The 6579-nt window shown below is 64.2% G+C and carries 5 protein-coding genes; all 5 read left to right on the top strand.

What is annotated here, in order from left to right:
* Positions 1-527 (top strand): energy transducer TonB (locus CAG25_RS21065; RefSeq protein WP_143493551.1); only part of this gene is annotated, 527 nt, incomplete at its 5' end.
* A 49-nt stretch (positions 528-576) separates the two neighbouring features.
* Positions 577-1281 (top strand): MotA/TolQ/ExbB proton channel family protein, encoded by a 705-nt coding sequence (locus CAG25_RS21060; protein ID WP_039770206.1) that lies wholly within the window; start codon positions 577-579, stop codon positions 1279-1281.
* Positions 1281-1682, top strand: coding sequence for a biopolymer transporter ExbD (locus CAG25_RS21055; RefSeq protein WP_011335072.1), 402 nt, complete (start codon positions 1281-1283; stop codon positions 1680-1682). The genes CAG25_RS21060 and CAG25_RS21055 overlap by 1 nt, the downstream gene beginning before the upstream one ends.
* A 208-nt stretch (positions 1683-1890) precedes the next feature.
* Positions 1891-4596 (top strand): TonB-dependent receptor, encoded by a 2706-nt coding sequence (locus tag CAG25_RS21050; protein ID WP_085612738.1) that lies wholly within the window; start codon positions 1891-1893, stop codon positions 4594-4596.
* Positions 4597-4706: 110 nt separating this feature from the next.
* Positions 4707-6578: an extracellular solute-binding protein gene (locus CAG25_RS21045; RefSeq protein WP_085612739.1), complete on the top strand. Its 1872-nt coding sequence runs from the start codon at positions 4707-4709 to the stop codon at positions 6576-6578.
* Position 6579: the final 1 nt, after the last annotated feature.

The raw sequence follows: 6579 nt of genomic DNA, 5'->3' as shown, positions 1-6579 counted from the left end.
CACCGCCGCCCCCTCCCGAACCGGAACAACCGGTGGAAGACGAGGACGCGGTCAAGCCGCCGCCCAAACCGGTGGAGAAACCCAAACCGATCGAAAAACCGAAACCGGTCGAGAAACCCAAACCGGTGAAAAAGGCCGAGCCGCCGAAAGCGCCGCCCACCCCTGCGCAACCGGCAGCGCCTGCTGCTCCGGCCACCCCGAGCGCGCCACCGGCGCCTGCTGCGGCGCCGGGCCCGGTGAAAGAGTCGGCGGCAATTTCCGGCCTCGCCAGCCTCGGCAACCCGCCGCCGGAATACCCGTCGCTGGCCCTGCGACGCAACTGGGAAGGCAGCGTGGTGCTGCGGATTCAGGTGCTGGCCAACGGTCGCGCAGGCTCAGTGACGGTGACCAAATCCAGCGGCAAGCCGCAACTGGATGACGCGGCGGTCGCGGCGGTGAAGGCCTGGAAGTTCATCCCGGCCAAACGCGGCGACACACCGATCGACGGCTTCGCCACCCAGACCATCGATTTCAAATTGCCGCAATGACGGCACAACAACCGAACTCACAACCGATTAACGCAAGCGAGGTGTAGCCATGAACGATTCCCTGTCTTCGATGATTGTCCCCGGCGTGCTCTGGGGGCTGGTGCTGTTTTCCGTGGTCAGTTGGGCGATCCTGCTGGTCAAGTCGGCGCAATACCTGCGTCAGAAAACCCAGAACAAGCAGTTCAGCAAAGCCTTCTGGGGCGCGCCGGACCTGCTCACCGCCGCCGAACACGCCAGCCAGTATCCGGGCTCCTTGGCGCGGATCGCCAGCAGCGGTTTCGAAGCCTTGCTGGTGGAAGAATCCCCTCGCACCACCCAACAACTGGCGCACACCATCAACCGTGCCGACCGCCTGGAACGCAACCTGCGCCAGCAGATCCAGAAGGAACGTCGCTCGCTGGAAAACGGCCAGGCGATCCTCGCCAGTATCGGCAGCACCGCGCCGTTCATTGGTCTGTTCGGCACCGTGTGGGGAATCATGGAAGCCCTGCAAAGCATCGGCGCCAGCGGTTCGGCCAGCCTGGAAACCGTGGCAGGGCCGATCGGCCACGCGCTGATCGCCACCGGTGTGGGGATTGCCGTCGCGGTGCCGGCAGTGCTGATCTACAACTTCTTCCTGCGGCGCCTGAAGCTGGCCTCGGCGGACATGGATGACTTCGCCCACGACTTCGACGCCCTCGCCTCGCGCAGCGCTTTCTCCATCAGCCGCCAGGCCATTGCCAAAACCACGGCCGCCGTGCGGGAGGCCAGCTGATGTCCTTTTCCACTCAAGACAGCGATGAAGTGCTCAGCGAAATGAACGTCACGCCGCTGGTGGACGTGATGCTCGTGCTGCTGGTGGTGTTCATCGTCACCGCGCCGCTGATGACCAACGCGATCAAGGTCAACCTGCCGAAGACCGACGCCGTCGCCCCCGCCGAAAAGAAGGATCCGGTGGTGGTCAGCGTCGATCAGGACGGCAAATTCTTCCTGGCCAAGACCGAGCTGGCGCCGGAATCACTGGAGGCCAGCCTCAAGGAGGTCAAGGCCAAGGATGCTGACGTGCGCGTGCAGCTGCAGGCCGACTCCGCCGTGAATTACGGCCAGGTGGCCAAAGCCATGGCGTCCATCGAGCGCTCGGGCATCACCAAGATATCGGTGATGACCACCCGCTGACGGCGGTGCCGGGCGCGCAGTGAGGGACGCGCCCGACACCGTTCGTTGAATCCCGTCGCAATCGGCCGACCGAAAAAACGCAGCGCGTCTTCGGAGGGGATCGGCTTGCTTGAAGAAAGTGGTTTTCGCGGCGCGGCACCACCGTGCTCCGTGCAAAGAGGGCTCACAAGGCCATTTCGATAAACGTCTAACAAAGTCGGAAACAACCATGCTGATGAACACTCCACGCTTCACGCTCAAACCCTTGGTGGCGACGATTTCCCGCCACCGTTTCGTTCCGTTGTACCTGGTGGCCATGGGGATGGGCGCCGGGGTTCAGGCCGCCGAGGACGACAACAGCGTCCCGGCCGCCGCGGCGGTGGTCGCGCCGACCACGCAACTGCAACGGGTCGAAGTGACCGGTTCGGCGATCCGTCGGGTCGACGCGGAAACCGCGGTGCCGATCACCGTGCTCAAGGCCGATGAACTGCGCAAACAGGGCGTGACCACCACCGCCGAACTGGTGCAGCGCATCACCGGCAGCCAGTCGATCAACAACAGCGCAGGCTCGGTCGGCGCGGCCACCGGCGGCGCCTCGTTCGCCGACATGCGCGGCATCGGCGCGAACAAGACGCTGGTGCTGCTCAACGGTCGCCGACTGGCCAACAACGCCCTGTCGGGCACCAACTCGGCCGGCGGCGCGGTGGATCTGAACATGATCCCGTTTGCCGCGATCGAGCGCGTGGAAGTGCTGCGCGACGGCGCCTCGGCCCTGTACGGCACCGACGCCATCGGTGGCGTGATCAACTTCATCACCAAGAAATCCATGACCGACGGCCAGCTCACCCTCGGCGGTGAAACACCGACCCACAGCGGCGGCGGTGCGACCAAGGACATGAGCGCCAGCTGGGGCTACGGCGACCTGGAGCAGGACCGCTTCAACGTGCTCGGCGTGTTCAACTACAACAAGCAGCAGAACCTCGACGCCAACGATCGCTCCTTCGCCCGTGACTACGTGCCCGGCCGAGGTCTGGACCAGACCTCCGGCACCGCGTTCCCCGGCAACTACAGCCAGAACGGCAATGCCACCAACCCGCTGGCCAACAGCAATTGCAACGGCCCCAACCTGGTGGCCCGCGACGGCCTCTGCCGCTTCAGCACCCGGGAATTCATCGACCTGGTGCCGCAGACCGAGAAGACGTCGTTCTTCGGCAAGACCACCGGCAAACTGGCCGACGACCACAACGTCAACCTCGAATACTTCTGGTCGCGCAACAACAACGCCACCGCTATTGGCCCAGCGCCATTGACCGGCCTGAGCCTGGATTCGTCCTCGCCCTACTACCCCGGCAACGGCATCACCCCGGCGCCCACCGATTTTGCCCTCGACCCGACGCAACCGGTGGACGTGAACTGGCGCGAAACAGCCGCCGGCCCGCGTGAATCGAAAGACCAGAACACCAGCCAGCGCTTTTTGCTGAGCTTCGACGGTCTGGTTGGCGGCTGGGACTACAACGTCGGCGCCTCGTACAACCAGAACAAGATCGTCTCCAGCGTCACCAGCGGCTACGTCAGCGATCAGGCGATGATCGACGGTCTGGCCAGCGGTCTGCTCAACCCGTTCGGCCCGCAGAGCAGCGCCGGTCAGCAGTACATCGATCAGGCCGCGTACCACGGCGCCTATTCCACGGCGGTCGGTCGGGTCGCCGGTTTCGACGGGCGGATCAGCCGCGAAATCGGTGACTGGTTTGGTGCCGGTCCGTCCGGCCTGGCCCTGGGCGGCGAGTACCGCAAAGAGAAATTCCACCAGGACTTCGAAGCCTTTGCCGGCGACATCCAGAGCCTGGGCATCGACCCGGCCGGCAGCGTCGAGGGCGACCGCAGCGTGAAAGCCGCCTACGCGGAAATCAACGTGCCGGTGCTCGACAGCCTGGAATTGTCCGCCGCCGTGCGTCACGACAAATACAGCGACTTCGGCAGCACCACCAACCCGAAATACTCGTTCCGTTATCAGCCGCTCAAGGAGCTGGTGGTGCGCGGCGCCTACAGTGAAGGCTTCCGCGCGCCGTCGCTGTATGAGCTGTATTCGCCGCGCAGCATCACCTACACCCAGGGCTACTACAACGACCCGGTACTGTGTACCGGCGGCGTGGTGCAACCGGGCGGCAACGGCGGGCGCGATTGCGGTCAGCAGTTCCTCAACCAGATCGGCGGCAACGAAGACCTGGCCCCGGAGAAGGCGCGCAACGTGACGCTGGGCTTTGTCTATCAGCCGGTCAGCAACCTGTCCGTGGGCCTGGATTTCTGGTGGATTCACATCTCCAACCAGATCCAGCCGTTTCCGGAATCCACCGTGTTCGATCAGGCCGGCAGCTACCCTGACCGCTTCGTGCGCAACGCCGACGGCACGCTCAACTACATCGTCACCGGCAACGCCAACCTGGGCATCGTTGAAACCAACGGCGTCGATGTATCGCTGGACTATCGCTTCCCGAACACGCCGTACGGTCAGTTCGGTCTGGGCCTGCAAGGCACCTATGTCGACGAGTACGACTTCCAGAGCACCATCAAGGGCCCGTTCACCGACAAGGTCGGCGACTTCCGGGGTGACGGTGTGATCGCCCGCTGGAAACACAACCTGACCGGTTCCTGGACCTTCGGCGCGGCCCGTGCGGCGCTGACCAACCGCTTCACCACCGGCTACAACGACTACGACCGTGAGACCAACGCGCGGGTCGCGTCGTATTCAGTGTGGGACCTGTCGGCCGGCTACACCTTCGACAAGGTGCTGGACGTCGATGCCGGGGTGAAGAACCTGTTCGACCGCGATCCGCCGTTCTCCAACCAAGCCTACAACTTCCAGAGCGGTTATGACCCGCGCTACACCGATCCGCTGGGCCGCACGCTGTTTGCGCGCATGACGTACCACTTCTGAGTCCCGGTCGGGGCCGCGCAAGACTCCGGCCGGCCCCTTCCCCTTGCGAATTCGCATCCCGCAGCGGCCTGCCGCCGCTTCGGGTTTTTCCGGCTCAGAGGAACGACTTCATGACATTCATGCGCAACATGGCCGGCTTGCTGCTCGGCAGCGCGCTGCTGTGCAACGCCGCATCTGCGCTGGCCGGCGGCAGCTACGCGATGACGGTGTACGGCGAGGCGCCGAAATACCCCGCCGGTTTCCAGCACTTTGATTTCGTCAATCCCGACGCCCCCAAGGGCGGCTCGCTCAGCCGCGCTTCGATGGAGATCGGTCAGTACAACTACATCACCCCGTACGCCGATCAGGGCATTTCCGTGGTGCAGGTCAACGACTGGGTGTATTCGCCGCTGGCGTTCCGCTCGCTGGACGAGCCCTACACCGTCTACGGTCTGGTGGCGCAAACCATGGAGCGCGATCCCGACGGTCTGTGGGTGCGTTTCAACCTGAATCCCGAGGCGCGTTTCGCCGATGGCACGCCGATCACCGCCGAGGACGTGCGCTACACCTTCGAACTGTTGATGACCAAGGGCAGCCTGAGTTATCGCCAGCAATACGCCGACGTGCAGGACGTGCTGATCGAAGGCCCGCGGCAGATTCGCTTCACCTTCAAGAACAACCTCAACCGCACCCTGGCGCTGGATCTGGCGTCGCTGCGACCGGTGCCCGAGCACTGGTGGAAAACCCGCGACTTCGCCAACGGCGGCGGTTTCGAACCCCCGCTGGGCAGCGGCCCGTACCGGGTGAGCAAGGTCGATGCGGGACGCAGCATCAGTTTCCAGCGTGACCCGCAGTGGTGGGGCAAAGACCTGCCGGTCAGTCGCGGGATGTACAACTTCGACAGCCTGACCGTGAATTTCTACGGCGACACCGACGTCGCCCGGCAACTGCTGCAGGCCGGCGCATTCGACTACAACCGCGAGTTTTCCTCGTCCGGCTACGTGGTCGGCTACGACAGCCCGGCCCTGCGTGACGGTCGCCTGCAACAGGCGATTCTCGCCCCGGACAAACCGACCAGCGCCCAGGGTTTCGTGTTCAATCTGCAGAACCCGCTGTTCAAGGATCACCGCGTGCGTCAGGCGCTGAGCCTGCTGTGGGATTTCGAGTGGACCAACAAGCAGATGATGCGCGGCTTCTACGTGCGCCAGAACAGCTACTGGCCGAAGAGTGAAATGGCCGCTACCGCACTGCCCGACGCCGAAGAACTGGCGATCCTCGAACCGCTGCGCGGACAGATCCCGGACGAGGTCTTCACCCATGTCTATCGGGCGCCGAAAACCGATGGCAGCGGCTACATCCGCGACAAGCAATTGCAAGCACTGAAGCTGTTGGCCGAGGCCGGATGGACGCCGAAAAACAATCGGCTGGTGAACGCCGCCGGCGAGCCCTTCGAATTCACCTTCCTCGACGGCCAGGGCGGCTTCGACCGCATGCTGCTGCCGTACAAACGCACCCTGGCGCAGATCGGCATCACCCTCAATCTGCGACGCATCGATTCGGCGCAGTACATCAACCGACTCAACGCTCGGGACTACGACATGATCGTCACCAGTTTCCCGCGCAGCGGCGATCCGATCGTCTCGCCGGGCCGCGAGTTGTACAGCCTGTACGCCTCACAGAGCGCCACGCAGGTCGGCAGTTCCAATTCGATGGTGCTGGCGGACCCTGCGGTGGACCGGCTGATCGACGGCCTGGTTCAGGCCAATACCCGCGACGCCATGGTGCGTTACGCCCGCGCCCTCGACCGGGTGCTGCAATGGGGTGACTACATGATTCCCAACTACTACTCCAAAGGCACGCCGACGGTGTTTCAGAACCGCTTCGGCAGGCCGCCGGTGCAGCCGATCTACAGCGAAGGCCTCGATACCTGGTGGGAGGTTTCGGCCAAGCCGCTGACCAACCAGCAGATGAGCGCCCTGCGCCAGCTCGCGGGGGGCCAGTGAC

The sequence above is a fragment of the Pseudomonas sp. B16(2017) genome (assembly GCF_002113205.1).
GTDB classification, from domain to species: Bacteria; Pseudomonadota; Gammaproteobacteria; order Pseudomonadales; family Pseudomonadaceae; genus Aquipseudomonas; species Aquipseudomonas pharyngis.
This window is presented reverse-complemented; position numbering and strand designations above follow the sequence as displayed.

What these genes read in the sequence shown, in the direction of transcription:
- CAG25_RS21060 (WP_039770206.1), top strand. Translation starts at nt 577, where the DNA reads ATGAACGATTCCCTGTCTTCGATGATTGTCCCCGGCGTGCTCTGGGGG.
- CAG25_RS21055 (WP_011335072.1), top strand. Translation starts at nt 1,281, where the DNA reads ATGTCCTTTTCCACTCAAGACAGCGATGAAGTGCTCAGCGAAATGAAC.
- CAG25_RS21050 (WP_085612738.1), top strand. Translation starts at nt 1,891, where the DNA reads ATGCTGATGAACACTCCACGCTTCACGCTCAAACCCTTGGTGGCGACG.
- CAG25_RS21045 (WP_085612739.1), top strand. Translation starts at nt 4,707, where the DNA reads ATGACATTCATGCGCAACATGGCCGGCTTGCTGCTCGGCAGCGCGCTG.